At 71.0% G+C, this 17,730-nt stretch carries 12 protein-coding genes; 5 read left to right on the top strand and 7 right to left on the bottom strand.

The features are described 5' to 3' along the window. Positions 1-95: 95 nt before the first annotated feature. From ABEA34_RS11470 to ABEA34_RS11490, 5 genes are all read right to left on the bottom strand, one after another. On the bottom strand, positions 96-665 hold the full coding sequence (locus tag ABEA34_RS11470) for a TetR/AcrR family transcriptional regulator (RefSeq protein WP_345521392.1): 570 nt from the start codon (positions 663-665) through the stop codon (positions 96-98). Positions 666-670: 5 nt separating this feature from the next. Continuing rightward, on the bottom strand, positions 671-2,098 hold the full coding sequence (locus ABEA34_RS11475; protein WP_345521393.1) for a fatty acid desaturase: 1,428 nt from the start codon (positions 2,096-2,098) through the stop codon (positions 671-673). A gap of 78 nt (positions 2,099-2,176) precedes the next feature. Next, positions 2,177-2,938, bottom strand: coding sequence for an ABC transporter permease (locus ABEA34_RS11480; RefSeq protein WP_345521394.1), 762 nt, complete (start codon positions 2,936-2,938; stop codon positions 2,177-2,179). Further along, complete coding sequence (locus ABEA34_RS11485) at positions 2,935-3,930, bottom strand: ATP-binding cassette domain-containing protein (RefSeq protein ID WP_345521395.1); 996 nt, start codon at positions 3,928-3,930, stop codon at positions 2,935-2,937. The genes ABEA34_RS11480 and ABEA34_RS11485 overlap by 4 nt, the downstream gene beginning before the upstream one ends. Before the next feature lie 44 nt (positions 3,931-3,974). Next, positions 3,975-4,694, bottom strand: coding sequence for a maleylpyruvate isomerase N-terminal domain-containing protein (locus tag ABEA34_RS11490; protein ID WP_345521396.1), 720 nt, complete (start codon positions 4,692-4,694; stop codon positions 3,975-3,977). Between the two features lie 68 nt (positions 4,695-4,762). On the opposite strand from ABEA34_RS11490, the gene ABEA34_RS11495 reads away from it, so the two are divergent. After that, positions 4,763-5,545 carry an NYN domain-containing protein gene (locus tag ABEA34_RS11495; protein ID WP_345521397.1) on the top strand — a complete coding sequence of 261 codons (783 nt, stop codon included), beginning with the start codon at positions 4,763-4,765 and terminating at the stop codon, positions 5,543-5,545. Between the two features lie 3 nt (positions 5,546-5,548). Here ABEA34_RS11495 and ABEA34_RS11500 read toward each other — a convergent pair whose 3' ends face one another. Further along, positions 5,549-6,166: a PadR family transcriptional regulator gene (locus tag ABEA34_RS11500; RefSeq protein WP_345521398.1), complete on the bottom strand. Its 618-nt coding sequence runs from the start codon at positions 6,164-6,166 to the stop codon at positions 5,549-5,551. A gap of 42 nt (positions 6,167-6,208) precedes the next feature. On the opposite strand from ABEA34_RS11500, the gene ppgK reads away from it, so the two are divergent. Next, positions 6,209-6,961 (top strand): polyphosphate--glucose phosphotransferase, encoded by a 753-nt coding sequence (gene ppgK, locus ABEA34_RS11505; protein WP_345521399.1) that lies wholly within the window; start codon positions 6,209-6,211, stop codon positions 6,959-6,961. A 6-nt stretch (positions 6,962-6,967) separates the two neighbouring features. Here the strand turns inward: ppgK and ABEA34_RS11510 are convergent, their stop codons facing one another. After that, the gene (locus ABEA34_RS11510; RefSeq protein WP_345521400.1) at positions 6,968-8,344 is read right to left on the bottom strand and encodes an NAD-dependent malic enzyme; all 1,377 of its coding nucleotides are present in this window, start codon (positions 8,342-8,344) and stop codon (positions 6,968-6,970) included. Between the two features lie 130 nt (positions 8,345-8,474). On the opposite strand from ABEA34_RS11510, the gene ABEA34_RS11515 reads away from it, so the two are divergent. From ABEA34_RS11515 to ABEA34_RS11525, 3 genes are all read left to right on the top strand, one after another. Next, complete coding sequence (locus ABEA34_RS11515) at positions 8,475-9,068, top strand: TetR/AcrR family transcriptional regulator (RefSeq protein WP_345521401.1); 594 nt, start codon at positions 8,475-8,477, stop codon at positions 9,066-9,068. A 33-nt stretch (positions 9,069-9,101) separates the two neighbouring features. Beyond that, positions 9,102-11,462 (top strand): MMPL family transporter, encoded by a 2,361-nt coding sequence (locus ABEA34_RS11520; RefSeq protein WP_345521402.1) that lies wholly within the window; start codon positions 9,102-9,104, stop codon positions 11,460-11,462. A 238-nt stretch (positions 11,463-11,700) separates the two neighbouring features. Continuing rightward, the gene (locus ABEA34_RS11525) at positions 11,701-17,730 is read left to right on the top strand and encodes an isopeptide-forming domain-containing fimbrial protein (RefSeq protein ID WP_345521403.1); all 6,030 of its coding nucleotides are present in this window, start codon (positions 11,701-11,703) and stop codon (positions 17,728-17,730) included.

The raw sequence follows: 17,730 nt of genomic DNA on the forward strand, positions 1-17,730 counted from the left end.
TGTCGGCGGAGTGGTCAGGGATACCCGGTTAACCGGGTATCCCTGAGGTTCTGGGTCTCTGCACTGCCCCAGGAGTTGAGGAAGTGCCTGAGGAGCTAGCCCCGAAGCGCCCGGCCGGCCAGCCAGGCGATGCCGTCGGCTGTCTCGGCCGGGCGGCCGGTGGGCTGCATGACGTGGCTGAGCACGACCCGCACGACCACGTCGATGGCGACGTCGAGGTGCGGGCCGTCCAGGCCGACGTCGTACGGCGTGACGCGCTCGGTCACCACCTGCTTGGCGACCGTCAGCAGCGACTCCGCGTGGGTCGTCAACAGCGGCAGCAGCTCGGTGTCGGCGCCGTGCGTCGCGGAGACCACGGCGTGGAGCAGCTTGTTGTCCCGGGCCAGCTCGAGGACGCCGTACGTCGCGGCGCGGATCGCGTCCACCAGGTCGTCGGGGTGCCGGTCGAAGGCGACGGACACGACCTCGAGGAAGCGGGCCAGCTCCCGGAGGATGACCGCCTCGGCGAGCCCCTCCTTGGAGCCGACCTCGTTGTAGACCGTCTGCCGGCTCACGCCCACCCGGTCGGCGACCGAGCCCATGGTCACGCCGGACCACCCGGACTCGGTCGTCATCGCCACCGCCGCCTCGACGATGCGCTCGCGGGTCGACGGGGCCACGGTCATGGGCATCATCCTAGGAACGACTCCGTCAGCGGCACGAAGTCGACCTTGTCGCGTACGCCGCAGTCCGGGCAGCACCAGGTGTCCGGCACGTCCGCCCACGCCGTGCCCGCCGCGAAGCCCTCGTGCTCGTCGCCCTGCTCGACCCGGTAGGTGTAGCCGCAGCCGGGGCAGCGCGCCGCCAGCACCTCGTCCTCCGTCGCGACCGCCCCGGGGTTTCGAGACTGTTGCTGCGCCACCTCCTCGACCACCGGCACGGGGTACCTCGCGAGGATCCGGTCCCGCTTGCGTGGCGACAGGTTGGCCTTCGACAGGTCACCGTCGACGTGCGCGAGCACGCGCGGGTCCATCACCCGCCGCCAGACGGCGGGGACGATCGCGAGCACGATCATCCCGGCGTACCCGGTCGGCAGCACCGGCGACTCCTCGAAGTCGCGCAGGGACTGGTAGCGCCGGGTCGGGTTGGCGTGGTGGTCGCTGTGCCGCTGCAGGTGGTAGAGCAGCACGTTGGTCGCGATGTTGTTGGAGTTCCACGAGTGCGTGGGGTCGACCCGCTCGTAGCGCTCGCGCTCGCCGACGCCGACCTTCTGGCGCAGCATCCCGTAGTGCTCCATGTAGTTGACGACCTCGAGCAGCGAGAAGCCGACGACCGCCTGGATGACGAGGTACGGCAGGATCCCGACGCCGAGCCAGGCGACCAGCGCGCCCCAGAGCACGAGCGACATCAGCCAGGCGTTGAGCACGTCGTTGCCGATCCGGAACGGGTGCTGCTGCTTGCGGGCGTAGCGCCGTTTCTCGATCCGCCAGGCCGACCGCAGCGAACCGAGGACGGTGCGCGGCCAGAACTGGTAGAAGTTCTCGCCCATCCGCGACGACGCCGGGTCCTCGGGCGTCGCGACGCGGACGTGGTGACCGCGGTTGTGCTCGATGTAGAAGTGGCCGTAGAAGCTCTGCGCCAGCGCGATCTTGGAGAGCCAGCGCTCGTTCTCCTCGCGCTTGTGGCCGAGCTCGTGCGCGGTGTTGATGCCGATCCCGCCGATGCAGCCGATCGACACGGCGAGGCCGACCTTGTCGATGACGGCGAGATCGGCACCACCGGCGATCAGCCACATCGCGCCGACGAACCCGACGTACTGGATCGGCAGGAAGAGGTAGGTGATCCACCGGTAGTAGCGGTCCTGCTCCAGCGCCTCGATCACGTCGTCGGGCGGGTTGGAGCGGTCGAGCCCGGCGACCAGGTCGATGACCGGTACGACGACCAGGATCACGACCGGGCCGATCCAGAACCAGACGCCCCAGCCGGTGAGCGACCACATGCCGTAGCCGATGAACGCCAGGGACGGTACGACGAGGCCGATCAGCCAGAGGTAGCGCTTCCGGTCCCTCCAGCCGGCGGTCGAGCCGGCAGAGACGGTGCTGTTGGCGATGGTGGACATCCGAGGTGCCTCCTGTCGGTGGTTGACAACAACGTACGAAATGTCAACCAGGTTGACAAGAGGCACCGGGATGTAAAGTCAGGCGTTCTCGCGGCGGAAGGTCGCCGTGCCCCACCAGGTGCCGAGCACCGCGAGCACCACGGCCCAGACCGATCCCCACAGGACGGCGGACGAGCCGAGGTCGCCGGCGAACCCGTCGCGGACGGCGTCGACGATCCACTTGAAGGGCATGAAGTCGCTGATCCGCTGGAGCCAGGCGGGGCCCAGCGTCATCGGCAGCAGGATCCCGCTGAGCAGGAGGACCGGCATCATCACGATGTTGATGACCGGCGCCATCACGTCCTCGCTCTTGGTCGTGAGCGCCAGCGCGTTGGACGCCGCCGCGCAGGCGCCGCCGATGACCAGGGTGATGACGACGCCCAGCACGATGCCGGCCGCGTCCCCCCGCATGCCCATGGCGTAGCCGAGCGCGACCAGGATCACCGCCTGCACGAAGAGCTGGCTGACGTCGCGCATCAGCCGGCCGACCAGCAGGGCGGAGCGGTTGGCCGGCGTCACGCGCTCGGCCTCGATGACGCCCTCACGCCACTCGCCGATGAGTCCGAAGCCGGCGAAGAACGCACCGAACATGCCGAGCTGGACCAGCAGGCCCGGCACCAGGAAGGTGTACGCGTTGTCGGTGCCGGTGTCGAAGGACGACACCAGCGGCTTGAGGAGTGGGCCGAACAGCACCAGGTAGAGCACCGGCTGCATGATCCCGATCAGCACCCACGCGGGGTTGCGCAGGTTCATCCGGATCTGGCGCCGGAAGACGATGTTGCTCTCGCGCAGGAACGTCATGCCGAGACCTCCTCGGGGGTGGTGGAGTCGCCGGCCTCGGCGTCGCGCAGCGAGCGGCCGGTCAGGGTCAGGAACACGTCGTCCAGCGTCGGCCGGAGCACCTCGATCGAGTCCAGCTCGACACCGGCCGCCCCGAGGTCACGGAGCAGACCGGGTACGACGCGGCCCGCGCGCTGCACCCGGCCCCGCACGTGCCGGCCGTCGGTCTCGACGCCGTCGGCGATCGAGCCGAGCCGCTCGGCGGCTCGGGTGACCTGGTCGGGGGTCGCCACTTCGAGGTCGACGAGGTCGCCGGACACCTGGGCCTTGAGGTTGTCCGGGGTGTCCGAGGCGACGATCGTCCCCTGGTCGATGATCAGGATCCGGTCGGCGAGCGCATCGGCCTCGTCGAGGTAGTGCGTCGTCAGGAAGACGGTCGCACCCAGCCGCGACCGCAGGCCCTCGATGTGGTCCCACAGGTTCGCCCGCGCCTGCGGGTCCAGGCCGGTCGTCGGCTCGTCGAGGAAGACCAGCGACGGGTCGTGGATCAGCCCCATCACCACGTCCAGGCGGCGCTTCTGCCCGCCGGACATGTTCTTCGGCATCCGCTTCCAGAGGCCGTCCAGCTGCAGCTGCTCGAAGAGCTCGTTGCCCCGTCGTACGGCGTCCGCCCGCGACATCCCGTAGAGCATGCCGTGGTCGACGACCTCGTCCCCGGCGTACGCACCGGAGAAGGTCGACCCGACCTGCGAGACGTAGCCGATGCTCCGGCGCACCTGCACGGACTGCGTGACGACGTCGTAGCCGGCGACGGTGGCGGTGCCGGCGGTCGGCCGCAGCAGCGTCGTCAGCATCCGCAGCGTCGTGGTCTTGCCCGCGCCGTTGGGGCCGAGGAAGCCGACGACCTCGCCCTCCTCGACGTCGAGGTCGACGCCGTCGACGGCGCGGACCTCCTTGGCGCTCTTGCCGCGTCCCGTGTGGAACGTCTGCACGAGTCCCCGTGCGGTGATCATGTGGTCTCCCGGAGGTGGTGAGTGTTCAAACTTGAACAGAGTGTTCAACAGTGAACAGCAGGCGTCAAGCCGGCACCAGGTGGACCGGGGGGACGGTCCCAGCTCATCGGTCGCGACGACCGGTCCCACAGCGCGAGGTAGAGCGCGACCGCCGGCCCGTCGAGCTCCCAGTCGCAGACCGGGAGGTCGGGCCGGGGTCCGGAGCCCCGCGTCGCCACCGCGGGCCGTGGACCGATCCGGACGAGCCACCAGTCGGGCACGTCGCCGGGGGCGACCACCAGCACCGACTCCTGGTCGCTGCGCAGCCGGGAGGTCGGCCGGGTCGCGAAGCCGGTCAGCAGCTCGTCGATCCCGTCGACGGCGAGGTCGGTCTCGATCCAGGTCTCGGCCGGGTCGGGCGGCCGGCCGAAGACCGCGGCCAGCGCGTCCACCGCGTGCAGCGTCGTCTGGTGGCAGGCCCGCCGCATCCAGAACTCCTGCGGCGCGCGCGTCAGCGCCTCGACCAGCTCGATCGCCCCGTCGCGCAGCCACTCGAGGGGGTCGCCGGCGACCGGGTCGTGCTGCTCCGCCGCCCGCTCCCCACGCAGCATCGCGGCGGTCGAGCGGTGCGCCTCGCCCTGGTGCAGGACGAGATCGCGCACGGTCCACCCCGGACACGTCGGGACCGGCGCGTCCTGGCCGGCCCGGTCGGCGTACCGCACGAGCGCGACCATCGCGGTGCGCAGGCCCTCCAGCTGGCGGGCCCGGGGCAGGTCGGTGGGCACCCGTCGAGCGTGACACTTCGTCCGGCGCGGAGCATCCGGATTACCGCCCGGGGTGGTAGGAGTGGGGCGTGACCGAGTCCCCGACCGTCCGCCTCGCCGTGCTCATCGACGCCGACAACGTCTCCTCCTCCCACTCGTCGGCCCTGCTCGCCGAGCTGGCCCGCTACGGCATCCCCACCGTCAAGCGGGCGTACGGCGACTGGACGACCCCGCAGCTCGCCGGCTGGAAGGGCGAGCTGGCGCGGCACGCGATCCAGCCGATCCAGCAGTTCGCCAACACCGTCGGGAAGAACTCCACGGACTCCGCGCTGATCATCGACGCGATGGACCTGCTCTACTCCGCCAACCTCGACGCCTTCGCCCTGGTGTCCAGCGACAGCGACTTCACCCGGCTCGCCACGCGGCTGCGTGAGTCCGGCAAGACCGTCTACGGGCTCGGGCAGCGCAAGACCCCCGCGTCGCTGCAGGCGGCGTGCGACAAGTTCATCTTCCTGGAGGTGCTCCGCGACCGGGACGACGACCAAGACGAGGGCCAGGGGCCGGAGCAGGACGCCGAGGCCGAGGGCGACTCGCTCCCCGACCTGCGCACGATCCTCGAGGCCGCCGTCCGCAGCACGTCGCAGGAGGACGGCTGGTCGCCGCTCGGGGCGGTCGGGACCTACCTGGGCAAGGCCCACGCGTCGTTCGACCCGCGGCACTACGGCTTCTCCCGCCTCAGCGTGCTCGTCGGCAAGCAGGACTACCTGGACCTGGACCACCCGGACGGCGGGCAGCCGCGGGTGCGCGTCAGGCCCAAGCGGCCGGCCCGCAAGCGGGCCCCGGCCAAGAAGGCCGCCGCCAAGAAGAGCTGACGCTCACCGGTCCAGCAGCGCCCGGTACTTGTCCCGGTCGGCGTTCATCTGCCAGCCCGGGTCGTCCGCGGGCGGTTCCCACGCGGCGTCGAGCTCGCCTCGCTTGATCTCCTCGACGGTCTCGCGCAACCAGGCCAGCTCGGCCACCGCGAGGTCGAGCCAGAGCAGGACGCTGCGCCGCGCGTGCGGCGGCAGGTCGCCGGGCTTGCCGGCGGCCAGGTCGGCGACCGTGCGCTCCAGCTCGACGCGACGGGCGGTGAGGGAGCGGACGACCTGCTGGTGCTCGAGCAGCGGCAGCATCGAGAACGCGACGTGGAAGGCGCTGGTCTCGTAGAGGTTCACCGTCTCGAGCGCCTGGACCAGCATCCGCTCGAGCTCGGCCCGTCCCTCGTCCGTCAGCTCGTAGACCGCGACCTCGCGGCCGCCGTCCACGAGGTCGTGCCGGCGCAGGTGTCCCTGCCCCGTCAGGCTGGTCAGGCCGTGGTAGATCGAGCCGGGGTTGGTGTGCGCCCACCGGTCGACCTGCCAGGACAGCAGCTCGCGCCGGATCTGGTAGCCGTTGACCGGCTCGAACAGCGCGACCGCACCCAGCAGCAGCATGCGGGTCTCCTGGCCGGCCATGCCGTGAGTGTAGAGACAGGTTGCGGGCCGTAGGTTGGTCCCATGGCCAGCGCACAACCCTTCGGCATCGACTTCGGCGGCACCGGCATCAAGGGCGCCCCCGTGGACCTGGAGACCGGCGACTTCGCCGCCGACCGCGAGCGGATCCGGACGCCCGAGAAGTCGACGCCCGAGGCGATCGCGGAGATCTTCGTCGACCTGCTCGGCAAGTTCCCGGACTGCACCGGCGCGGTCGGGGTGACCGTGCCGGGCGTCGTACGCCACGGGGTCGTGCACTCCGCCGCCAACATCGACAAGGGCTGGATCGGCACGGACGCGGACAAGCTCTTCACCGAGGCGACCGGCCGGGACGTCCACGTCGTCAACGACGCCGACGCGGCGGGCCTCGCGGAGGTGCGGTACGGCGCCGCCAAGGGCCGGTCGGGCCTGGTCATCGTCACGACCCTCGGCACGGGCATCGGCTCGGCGCTCGTCCACAACGGCGTCCTGGTGCCCAGCTCCGAGCTCGGCCACCTCGAGATCGACGGCCACGACGCCGAGTCGCGCGCGGCCAACAGCGCCCGCACCCGCGAGGATCTGTCGTGGGAGCACTGGGCCAAGCGGCTCACGAAGTACTACCGCACCCTCGAGATGCTCTTCTCCCCGGACCTGTTCGTGGTGGGCGGCGGCGTGAGCAAGGAGTCCGACCAGTTCCTGCCGCTGCTCGACATCAGCACCGAGATCATCCCCGCGCAGCTGCGCAACAGGGCCGGCGTCGTCGGCGCCGCGCTCTACGCCTCAGAGGGCGGCAGCTAGTCCGACCTAGGCGTCGCCGCGGATCGCGGCAGCCACCGCCTTCGGCACGTCGGGGTGGAAGACCGAGGGGATGATGAAGCTCGGGTTGAGCTCGTCGTCCTTCACCACGTGCGCGATCGCCTCGGCGGAGCGCAGCAGCATGTCGATGGTGACCTGGGAGGCCCGCGCGTCGAGCAGGCCCCGGAAGACGCCGGGGAAGGCCAGCACGTTGTTGATCTGGTTGGGGTAGTCCGACCGGCCGCTCGCCACGACCGCGGCGTACTTGTCCGCCTCGGCCGGGTCGACCTCCGGGTCGGGGTTGGCGAGCGCGAAGACGACCGCGTCGGTCGCCATCTCCTGGATCCACTCCGCCTTCAGCACCCCGGGGGCGCTGACCCCGATGAAGACGTCGGCGCCGACGAGCACGGCGTGCAGGTCGCCGGTGACCCGGCGCGGGTTGGTGACGGCGGCCAGCTCGCGGTGCACCGGCGAGAGCGACTCGTCCTCGGCACAGAGCGCACCGGCGCGGTCGACGACGACGACGTCGGTGACGCCGGCCGCGAGCAGGAGCGTGACGATCGCGGTGCCCGCTGCGCCGCCGCCCGAGACCACGACCCGCACCGAGTCGAGCGACTTCTTCACCACGCGCAGCGCGTTGGTGAGCGCCGCCAGCACGACGATGGCGGTCCCGTGCTGGTCGTCGTGGAAGACCGGGATGTCGAGGGACTCGCGCAGCCGGCGCTCGATCTCGAAGCAGCGCGGGGCCGCGATGTCCTCGAGGTTGATTCCGCCGAAGCCGGGAGCGATCAGCTCGACCGCGCGCACGATCTCGTCGGTGTCCTGGGTGTCCAGGCAGATCGGCCAGGCGTCGATGTTGGCGAACCGCTTGAAGAGCGCGGCCTTGCCCTCCATCACCGGCATCGCCGCGCCGGGACCGATATTGCCGAGGCCGAGCACAGCGGACCCGTCGGTGACGACGGCGACCGTGTTGCCCTTGGTCGTCAGCCGCCAGACGTCCTCGGGGTGCTCGTGGATCGCCATGCTGACCCGCCCGACGCCGGGCGTGTAGGCCATCGACAGGTCGTCGCGGTTGCGGAGCGGGACCTTGGACGCGACCTCGATCTTGCCGCCGAGGTGCAGCAGGAAGGTCCGGTCGCTGGTCTTGTAGACCTTCACCCCGTCGACCGCGTCGACCGCGGCCTCGAGCAGCTTCGCGTGGTCGGCGTCGCTGGCCGAGCAGGTCACGTCGACGACCAGCCGCTCGTGGCTCGACTCCGCGACGTCGATCGCGGTGACGATGCCGCCGGCCTGCGCGATCGCGGTCGCCACCGCGCCGACGATGCCGTGGTCGGGGGCCGTGTGCAGGCGCATGGTGATCGAGTACGACGAGGTGGTGGCGGCCATGCCCCGACCTTCCTCCCGCCCGTCGGTTACCGGCAAGTCGGCGCCGCGATACCAGGCATCAGGCCCGCACCTCGGTGTGACGGTCGACACATTTTTGCACTTCTTGATTAAAAGTGCAAGAATGCACTTCATGACCGAGAGTGCAATCAGTCTTCGCGAGCAGAAGCGGTGGGACACCACCCACCGCATCACGCTGTGCGCGCAGCGGCTCACCGACGCCCACGGCATCGACGGCTTCACGATGGACGAGCTCGCCGACGCCGCCGAGGTCTCGCGGCGCACCCTCTTCAACTACTTCCCGAGCAAGACCGACGCCATCCTGGGCGAGCACCCCGAGATCCCGGAGGACGTCCTGGCGACGTTCGTGGCGGGCGGTCCGCACGGCAACCTGGTCGACGACGTCGCCGAGCTGGCCCGGATCACGCTCGAGGCCAAGCGCACCGACCGGGAGTCCATCGCGCTCGGCCGCCGGGTGCTCAACTCCAACCCGCGCCTGCTGGCCGCCGCCCACGAGCGGTTCGAGTCGGTCGTCGAGGAGTTCGCCACCCTGGTGCTCGAGCGCGAGGGCGCCGACTTCCCTCCCTCCCGGGCACGTCTGCTGCTCCGCATGCTGCTCGCCCTGTTCGACACCGCGCTCGTCGAGCTGGTCGAGGACACCTCCGACCGCCCGTTGGTCGAGCTGTTCGAGATCCAGCTCATCTCCGCCCGCACCCTCTTCGCCTGACCACCACCCACCCACCACAGGAAGCCGACACCCATGGCCACCCTGCTCCACCGTCTCGGCAAGACCGCCTACCGGCGCTGGCCGTTCTTCATCGCCGGCTGGCTGGTGCTGCTCATCGCAGTCATCACCGTCGCCGCCGGCTTCTCCAAGCCCATGAGCGACGCGTTCACCATCCCGGGCATCCCGTCCGAGAAGGCCGCGGACCTCCAGTCCGAGCTGTTCCCGGGCTCCGCCGACGCACTCGACGAGGCCTCGGTCACCGTCGTCATCGCGGCCCCGAAGGGCCACACGCTCGACGAGCCGTCGTACTCCAAGGCCGTCGACAAGCTGGTCACCGGGCTCGCCGGACTGCCGCAGATGCCGAAGGACGCACCCGTCGCCAACCCGGTCGAGGCGGCCAAGACGCAGACGCAGCAGATCCTCGACGCCGCCGAGCAGAGCGGTACGCCGCCGTCGGACGCGCAGGCCAACGCCGACGCCCTCTCACCCCTGTCCGCCGACGGTCGCGTCGGCACCACCAGCTTCACGTTCGACGTCGACACGGTCGCCGACGTCAAGGCCACCACGATCGACGACCTGACCAAGGTCATGGACCAGGGCCGCGACGCCGGCCTCACGGTCGAGGCCAACGGCTCCGGCTCGCAGACCCAGGAGATCGGCGGCGGCGCCTCCGAGCTCATCGGCATCGGCATCGCGCTGATGGTCCTGCTGCTGACCTTCGGCTCGTTCGTCGCGGCCGGCCTCCCGATCCTCAGCGCCGTCTTCGGCCTCGGGGTCGGCCTCACCGGCATCACCGCGCTGACCGCCTTCATGGACGTCAGCTCCAGCACCACGATCCTCGCGACGATGATCGGGCTCGCGGTCGGCATCGACTACACGCTCTTCATCCTGGCGCGCTACCGCACCGAGCTGCACCACACCGACAACCGCGAGGAAGCGGTCGGCATCGCCGTCGGTACGGCGGGGTCCGCCGTCGTCTTCGCCGGGCTGACCGTGCTGATCGCGCTCTCGGCGCTCTCGGTCGTCGGCATCCCGTTCCTCACCGCCATGGGCCTCGCGGCTGCGGCGACCGTGCTGATCGCGGTCCTCGTGGCACTGACCCTGCTGCCGGCGATCCTTGGCGTGCTCAAGTCCAAGGCCTTCGGCGGCAGCTTCCGCCGCTACCAGCCGGAGCGCGACGAGGACGGCCGGGTGCTCAACAACGGCGTGCGCTGGGCCCGGTTCGTGAGCAAGCGCCCGGTGGCGCTCGCCCTGCTGGTGGTCGTCGTCCTCGGCGCCCTCGCGATCCCGCTCAAGGACCTGCACCTCGCCTTCCCGACCGACAGCACCGCGTCGACCGACACCACGCAGCGCAAGGCGTCCGACCTGATGTCCGAGGCCTTCGGTCCCGGCCGCGAGGGCCCGCTCCTCGCCGTCGTCGACGGTCGCGACATCAGCGACGCCGACGCCCGGGACACCGCGTTCCAGGACGTCGCCGCCTGGGCGGCCGGTCAGGACGACGTGGCCAACGCGCAGGTGGTCGCCACCAACGCGGAGCTCGACAAGGACGGCAACGTCACCACGCCGGCGACGGGCGCACTCGTGCAGATCACCCCGTCCTCCGGACCCGACGACACCGCGACCGAGGACCTGCTCAAGGCCCTGCGGGACGGCCAGGACGGCATCCAGTCCTCGACCGGCACCGACATCGGGATCACCGGCCAGACCGCGATCCAGACCGACGTGTCCGAGCGGCTCAGCAGCGCGCTGCCGATCTACCTCGCGATCGTCATCGGGCTGGCGTTCCTGCTGCTGATGATCGTCTTCCGCTCGATCCTCGTGCCGCTCACGGCGACGCTCGGCTTCCTGTTCAGCGTGCTCGCCACGTTGGGCGCCACGGTGCTGATCTTCCAGGAGGGCACCTTCGGCCTGATGCAGGGCCAGCCGATCGTCAGCTTCATGCCGATCTTCCTGATCGGCGTGGTCTTCGGGCTCGCGATGGACTACCAGGTCTTCCTGGTGTCGCGGATGCGCGAGGCCCACGTCCACGGCATGTCGACCCGCGAGGCCGTCGTCGACGGCTTCCGCAACAGCGCCCGCGTCGTCACCGCGGCGGCGACGATCATGACCGCGGTGTTCGCCGCGTTCATGCTGCAGGACGACGCGATCGCCAAGTCGATGGGCTTCGCCCTGGCCGCGGCCGTCGTGTTCGACGCCTTCATCGTGCGGATGGTGCTGATCCCGGCGCTGCTCTACATGCTCGGTGAGAAGGCCTGGTGGCTGCCGAAGTGGCTCGACCGGATCCTGCCGAACGTCGACGTCGAGGGCGAGAAGCTCCAGCGCGCCCACCTCATCGGGCGCCCGCTCGAGGAGGACCTCGCCGAGCTCGACGACGAGGAGTCGGTGCGGATCTGACCACCCCGCGCGGACGGACTGGTCTGGTCGGCTGACCAGACCAGTCCGTCCGCAAATGGTTGAATCCCGCACCTATCACGGCGGCACCCGGCAAACTGGTAAGGCTGGGCCGTGTTCGGGCAAAGGGGGGCACCAGCGAGGTACCACCGATCGGGCGGTGCTGAGCAGGGGGGCAATCCCGATGCGGGGTTCTCTGAGGCGCGCGCGCCTCCGTCCGTTGGCGGTCCACACCACCGTGATGGGTCTGGTGACCGGCATGCTGACCGTCGTCGCGGCACTCGTCAGCACGGCCCCGGCGTACGCCGCGGGGACGCCCGACCTCCAGCTGACCGGCGGTCCGGCCGCGTCCGTGCTCTACGGGCGCACCGTCCCGGTCGCGCTCACCGCGTCGCTGCCGTCGGGAGCGCCCAAGGGCTACAACCTCGCCTACCGGGTCGTGCTGCCCGCCGGGACGAGGTACGTCGGCGGCTCGGCCGGCACCGACGGCGAGCCCACCGTCCTCGCCGACAAGCCCACCAGCGGCAGGACCACCCTGATCTGGCCCAACGTCGACGACCTGGTCGCCAGCTCGGGGCACACCCTGTCCTTCGACGTCGACTACGACGACACCGGCTCCGCCGGCACCCCGCGGTACGACGTCGGCGACCAGCTCGCCATCACGTCCGGCGCCTACATCTCCACCCAGCCGCGCGACGAGACCGACTTCAACGGGTCCGGCCAGCCGGTCGGTCCCGGCGCCGGGACCTACACCGGCTCCGCCGACCTGAGCACGACCACCGACCTCACCGCGATCCAGATCCGCAAGTCCGAGCCGCACCCCGAGGGCGAGATCCCGCGGGGCGTGCACGACCACCAGACCGTCTACACGCTCACGGTCACCAACAACGACGTGAACCCGACCAACGGCGTCTGGGTCGAGGACTACCTTCCCGCCGGCCTCGAGTTCCTCGGCTGCGCCGCGACGCCCGACCACACCACGGCCGCGTCGACCAACGCCGGCAGCGCCGAGGAGTACCCCGGCGCCGGCCCGATCGTGGTCACCCACCCGACGGCCGCCGAGAAGTGCACCGCCCCCGACCTCGTCGAGACGATCTCCGCCGACCCCGACGGCACCGGCCCGCTGCCGAGCGACGTCTACACCCACGTGAGGTGGAACCTCGTCGGCGACTTCGCGCCCGGCCAGGTCACCCGGCTGACGTACGCCGCCGCGATCCCGATCCGCGAGAACACCATGGCCTGGCCCGGCGCCACCCCGGCGACCACCGGCGCCCAGACCTCGAACCTCGACAACAACTCTGGCGACGAGACGTACGACGAGCAGCCGCTGCTCAACGGCGCGCTGGCGCACGGCAGCTACCAGGCGCCCGGCAAGCCGGCGCGGTCGGTGCAGGACGAGGGCACCCTGCTGCGCACCGCCGAGGACCTCGCGATCCAGAAGTCCAACGACAACGGTGGCCTCGAGCAGGGCGACTACACCCGGTGGACGATCGACCTCCAAGCCTCGGAGTACCGCTACGTCGACGACGTCGTCATCCAGGACACCGTGCCCGACGGGCTCTGCCCGCTCGACGGCGCGGGCACCAACCTGACGACCGGCAACTCGGCCGACGACTCCGAGTGCGACGGCGCCGCGGGCCGCGAGCCCTCCACGCCGTACACCTCCGTGGTCGAGAACGCCGACGGCACCTTCACGATCACGTGGGACTTCTCCACCGTCCCGGCGCTGACCCACCTCGCGCCGAGCGCCACGCGACAGATCACCTTCTGGACCCGGACCCGCGCGGACTACCAGCAGGGCTTCGAGAGCGCCTCGCCGGTGCTCTCGAACGACGCGGTCACCAACAGCATCTCGACGTACGGCAACGACTTCATCCGGTGCGCCCCGGCCGACCCGAGCTGCACCGGCCCGGGCACGAAGATCTGGGCGACGGAGGCCGACGGCGAGCCCGACACCGACGTGTCCGGCTCCGGCAAGGCGGCCTCCGGCCCGGTCATCGACAAGACGGTGGGGTCGACGTACCCCTCGAGCGGCGACTGCAACGACGCGACCTACGGCGAGACCCTGCCGGAGTTCGGCCCCGGCGACTTCGTCTGCTGGGACCTCAAGCTGGTCTTCCCGCAGAACCTCGACACCCACAGCCAGGACGTCTTCGACGTGCTACCGGCGGGCATCGACTACGTCGCGGGCAGCTGGCAGCCCGTCCCCGGCACCGGCCACAACTCGGTGACCGTCGGCGCCATCGACACCTCCGAGGCGGGCCGGCTGCGCTGGCCGATCGGCGGGGGCGGGACGGACGTCGACACCGGCGGCCAGGTCTTCGAGGTCACCATCAAGACCCAGGTCGGCTCGCCGCTCGGCCACCACTCCGGCGACGTCGAGGGCAACCTGCAGAAGTTCTCGTACGAGAACACCGCGGGCAAGGCCTTCACGCTCCGCGACAAGGTCGACTTCAAGGTGAAGCTCCCCGAGCTCGGCGTCACCAAGACCGCCGACGACGACACCGTCGAGGCCGGCCAGGCGGTCCACTACACCGTCGGCGTGCCGAACACCGGCGCGGCTCCCGCCGAGGACGCGCGGATCTGGGACGTGCTGCCGACCGGCATCGGCTGCTCCGCCATCAGTGCGGTCTCCGACGGCGGCGCCTGTGCCTCCGGCAGGATCACCTGGACCGGTGTGGACGTCGCCGCGGGCGCCACCAAGAACCTCACCTACACGCTCACGGTGCCCGTCGGTGTCAGCCCGGCCGTGACCTACACCAACCACGTCGGCGTCGTCGAGTACGGCTACACGACCAACAGCGGCTCGACGTACCAGCTGGTCCCGGCGAACACGACGGTGAAGGACCCGACCCTCCCCACGGCGAACATGCCGGCCGCCGAGGCGACCGAGGACATCCGCACGCCGAGCGCCGGCGTGGTCAAGACCCGCACGACCTCGGTCGACGAGGCGGGCAACAACGCCAGCCAGGCGACCATCGGCGAGGTCGTGACCTACACGGTCACGACCACCATCCCGAAGGGCACCACGGTCTACGGCGCCACCGTGAAGGACCCGCTCGGCGTCCGGCAGACGCTGGTGCCCGGCAGCCTCTGCGTCAACGGGTGCACGCTCGACGGAGCCCCGTTCGGCGGCGTCACCGAGTCGCCGGCGAACACCGTCGTCGCCACGCTGCCGTCCACCTACCAGCGGACCGTCGCCGACGGCGTCCTGGTGATGACCTTCCAGGCGACGGTGCTCGACGTCGCCGCCAACACCCGGGGCACCTCGCTCGGCAACACGGCGACCCTGGGCTACACGGACCAGGACGGTGCCAACCACACCCGTTCCGGCTCGGTAAGCACCACGATCGTCGAGCCGAAGCTCGTGCTCGCGAAGTCCCACACGCCGAGCGGCACGGTCGTCGGGGGTCAGGTGCTCGACTTCACCGTCACCGCGAGCAGCGCGAGCGGGACGAGCTTCTCCGCAGCGCACGACGTCGTCGTCACCGACGTCGTCCCGGCCGGCACCGAGCCGGTCGACGGCAGCGGGACCCCGATCGCCGACGGTGCCACCGTCTGGTCGCCGGGCGGCGGCACGTGGGACGCGACCTCGCGCACCATCACCTGGACGAGCACGACCACGCCCGCCCTCGCCGGGATCGACGCGGGCACGAGCGTGGCCCTCCCCTACCGGGTCAGGCTCGAGTCCGCGCCGGTCGCCGGCACGACGTACACCAACGTCGCGGACGGCACGACCTCGAGCCTGCCCGGCACGGTGGCCGGTGAGCGCACCTCCGCGTCCAGCACCAACCCGGGCGACTACCAGGCGCACGCCACCGACGCCGTCACGGTCGCCCTGCCGACGATCACGAAGACCGTCACCCCGGACCCCGTCACGATCGGCAGCGGTGTCACCTGGCACCTCGCCGTGACCGTCCCCGCCCACGTCAAGGTGTACGACGCCACCGTCGCCGACGCCGTGCCGTCCGGGTACGACGTCGACACGTACGGCGCCGTCACCTGCACCAGCGGGTGCCCGGGCGGCGACCCGGCGATCGCCACGCTGCCGCTCGCCGGCGGCACGGCCAGCAGCACCGTCGCCGCGTGGTACCTCGGCGACCTCGCCGCGACGAGCCAGCCGCGGGTCTACGACCTGGTGCTCACGGGCCACGTCCGCGACACCTACCGCGGGACCTCGACGAAGGTGAAGGACGGCGACACGCTGTCCAACGCCGCCTCGGTCTCCTCGAACCGGCACGACGTGGTCACCACCGACCCGACGACGGTCCCGTCGGGCTTCGACGACCAGGTCACGTCCACCCCCGTGGTCAACCACGTCAAGGAGCCGCGGCTCGCGATCGACAAGTCCGTCAGCGTCGGTGACGGTGCGACCGTCAAGCCCGGCCAGGCCCTGACCTACACGGTCACGGTCACCAACACGGGCACCTGGCCGGCGTACGACGTGCTGGTCACCGACCAGCCGGACGGCAAGCTGGTCGACGTCGTGCCCGTCACCGGAGCGGGCCTCGTCACCGACGGTTGGACGGCCGGCGACCCCGACCTGGCGTGGACGGTCCCCGGGCCGATCGCGCCCGGCGGCTCGGTCACCCTCACGTACACCGCGGCCGTCGCGCCGGCCGGTGTCGTGCCGCCGAGCACGACGGTGCACAACACCGCGACCGTCGACACCTTCTACGGGTTCGCCGACCGCACCACCCGCGAGCGGACCTACCACGGCCCGAGCGACTCGGTCGACCTCAACGTCATCCCGTACGCCGACGTCGAGATCACCAAGACGGCCGACCACGCGTCGTACCACGGGTCCGACGTCATCACCTGGACGCTGACGGTCACCAACCACGGCCTGTCACCGGCGGCCAACGTGGTCGTGACCGACCCGATCCCGGCCAAGGCGACCTTCCAGTCGGCGACGCCGGCCTCGGGGAGCTGCACCTTCGCCAGCCCCACGGTCACCTGCAACCTCGGGACCGTCCCCTCGGGCGCGACCCGGGTGATCACGGTGAAGGCGACCGCCAACGGCCTGCCGCCAGCCAACCAGACGACCGACCCGCACGCGCACCAGCTGACGGTGGCGAAGGTGGAGCAGGTCGTCACGCTCCCGGCCGGGCAGTCGTCGACCGTCGACCTCGCGTGCGCCGGCAGCGGCTACATGAGCGACGGCGCCGCGGAGATCATGCACGTCGACCAGGGCACCGGGTCGCCGACCGACGTGGTCGTGGGCCGGGCCAGCACACTGACCGCCAACGGGTACCGGTTCTCCCTCACCAACGGGACCACCGGCCAGGCCCAGGTCAAGGTCTTCGGCACCTGCCTGCCCCACGACACCGAGGTCACCGAGGGCCACAGCCACGGCCTGGACGTCGGCGCCGCGAAGACCCTCGACACCGGCGTGATCGCGGCCGGCCGGCACAGCTTCACCATCCCGGTGAGCGCCGACCACCGCGCCGTCGCTCCCGGCATCGAGCTGCAGTCGGGCAACGCCCGGCTGGTCGGGTCGGAGCCGGTCGCCGGCGGGTGGAGGTTCACCGTCGAGGCCCTGACCTCGGCGCGGGCGACGCTGAGCCTGCGCGAGCTCGGCACGAAGACCCTCGGCGCAGCTCCGTCGGGCCACCAGCACGAGCTCACCTTCCAGCACGTCGTGCGCACGGTCTCCGTGCCGGACGGCGAGAGCGTCCAGCGGGTGACCTGCCCGGACGGCTCGAAGGGCATCGTCGCGACGTACGACCTGCCGGCCGGCGTCGTCTTGCTCGGCAACGAGCCGCAGCCCATCAACCGGGACTTCCGGCTGCTCAACACGACCGGTCACGCGGTCGACGTGGTGCTCGACCTGGAGTGCCTGTCGATCACCACCGGGCCGGCGCTCGACGAGGACTTCACGCTGGTCAACACGGCGACCGTGGCGTCCTCGACGTACGACCCGGACCTGTCGAACAACTCGGCCACCGCGACGTCGACCCTCACGGTCAGCGCCGGCTCCGCCGGGTCGGTGGCCCACGCGAGCGCGATGTCGCGCACCCTGGAGATCGGCGCGAAGGGCAAGCGCGCGACGGTGACCGTCACGTGTGCGGCCGCCGCCGCCTCGTGCGCCGGCACCCTGCAGCTCACCGCCAGGGTCAGGACCCCGGGCCATGGCTCCAAGCGGGTCGTGATCGGCACCCGGGCCTACCACGTGCGGTCGGGTGCCCGGGTGGAGCTCGGGATCAAGGTCAAGCACCGGTTCCACCGGGCGATCCGCAGCGGGCGGGTGCATGGGTACCGGTTCGGGTGA

Source organism: Nocardioides conyzicola (assembly GCF_039543825.1).
Classification (GTDB): domain Bacteria; phylum Actinomycetota; class Actinomycetes; order Propionibacteriales; family Nocardioidaceae; genus Nocardioides; species Nocardioides conyzicola.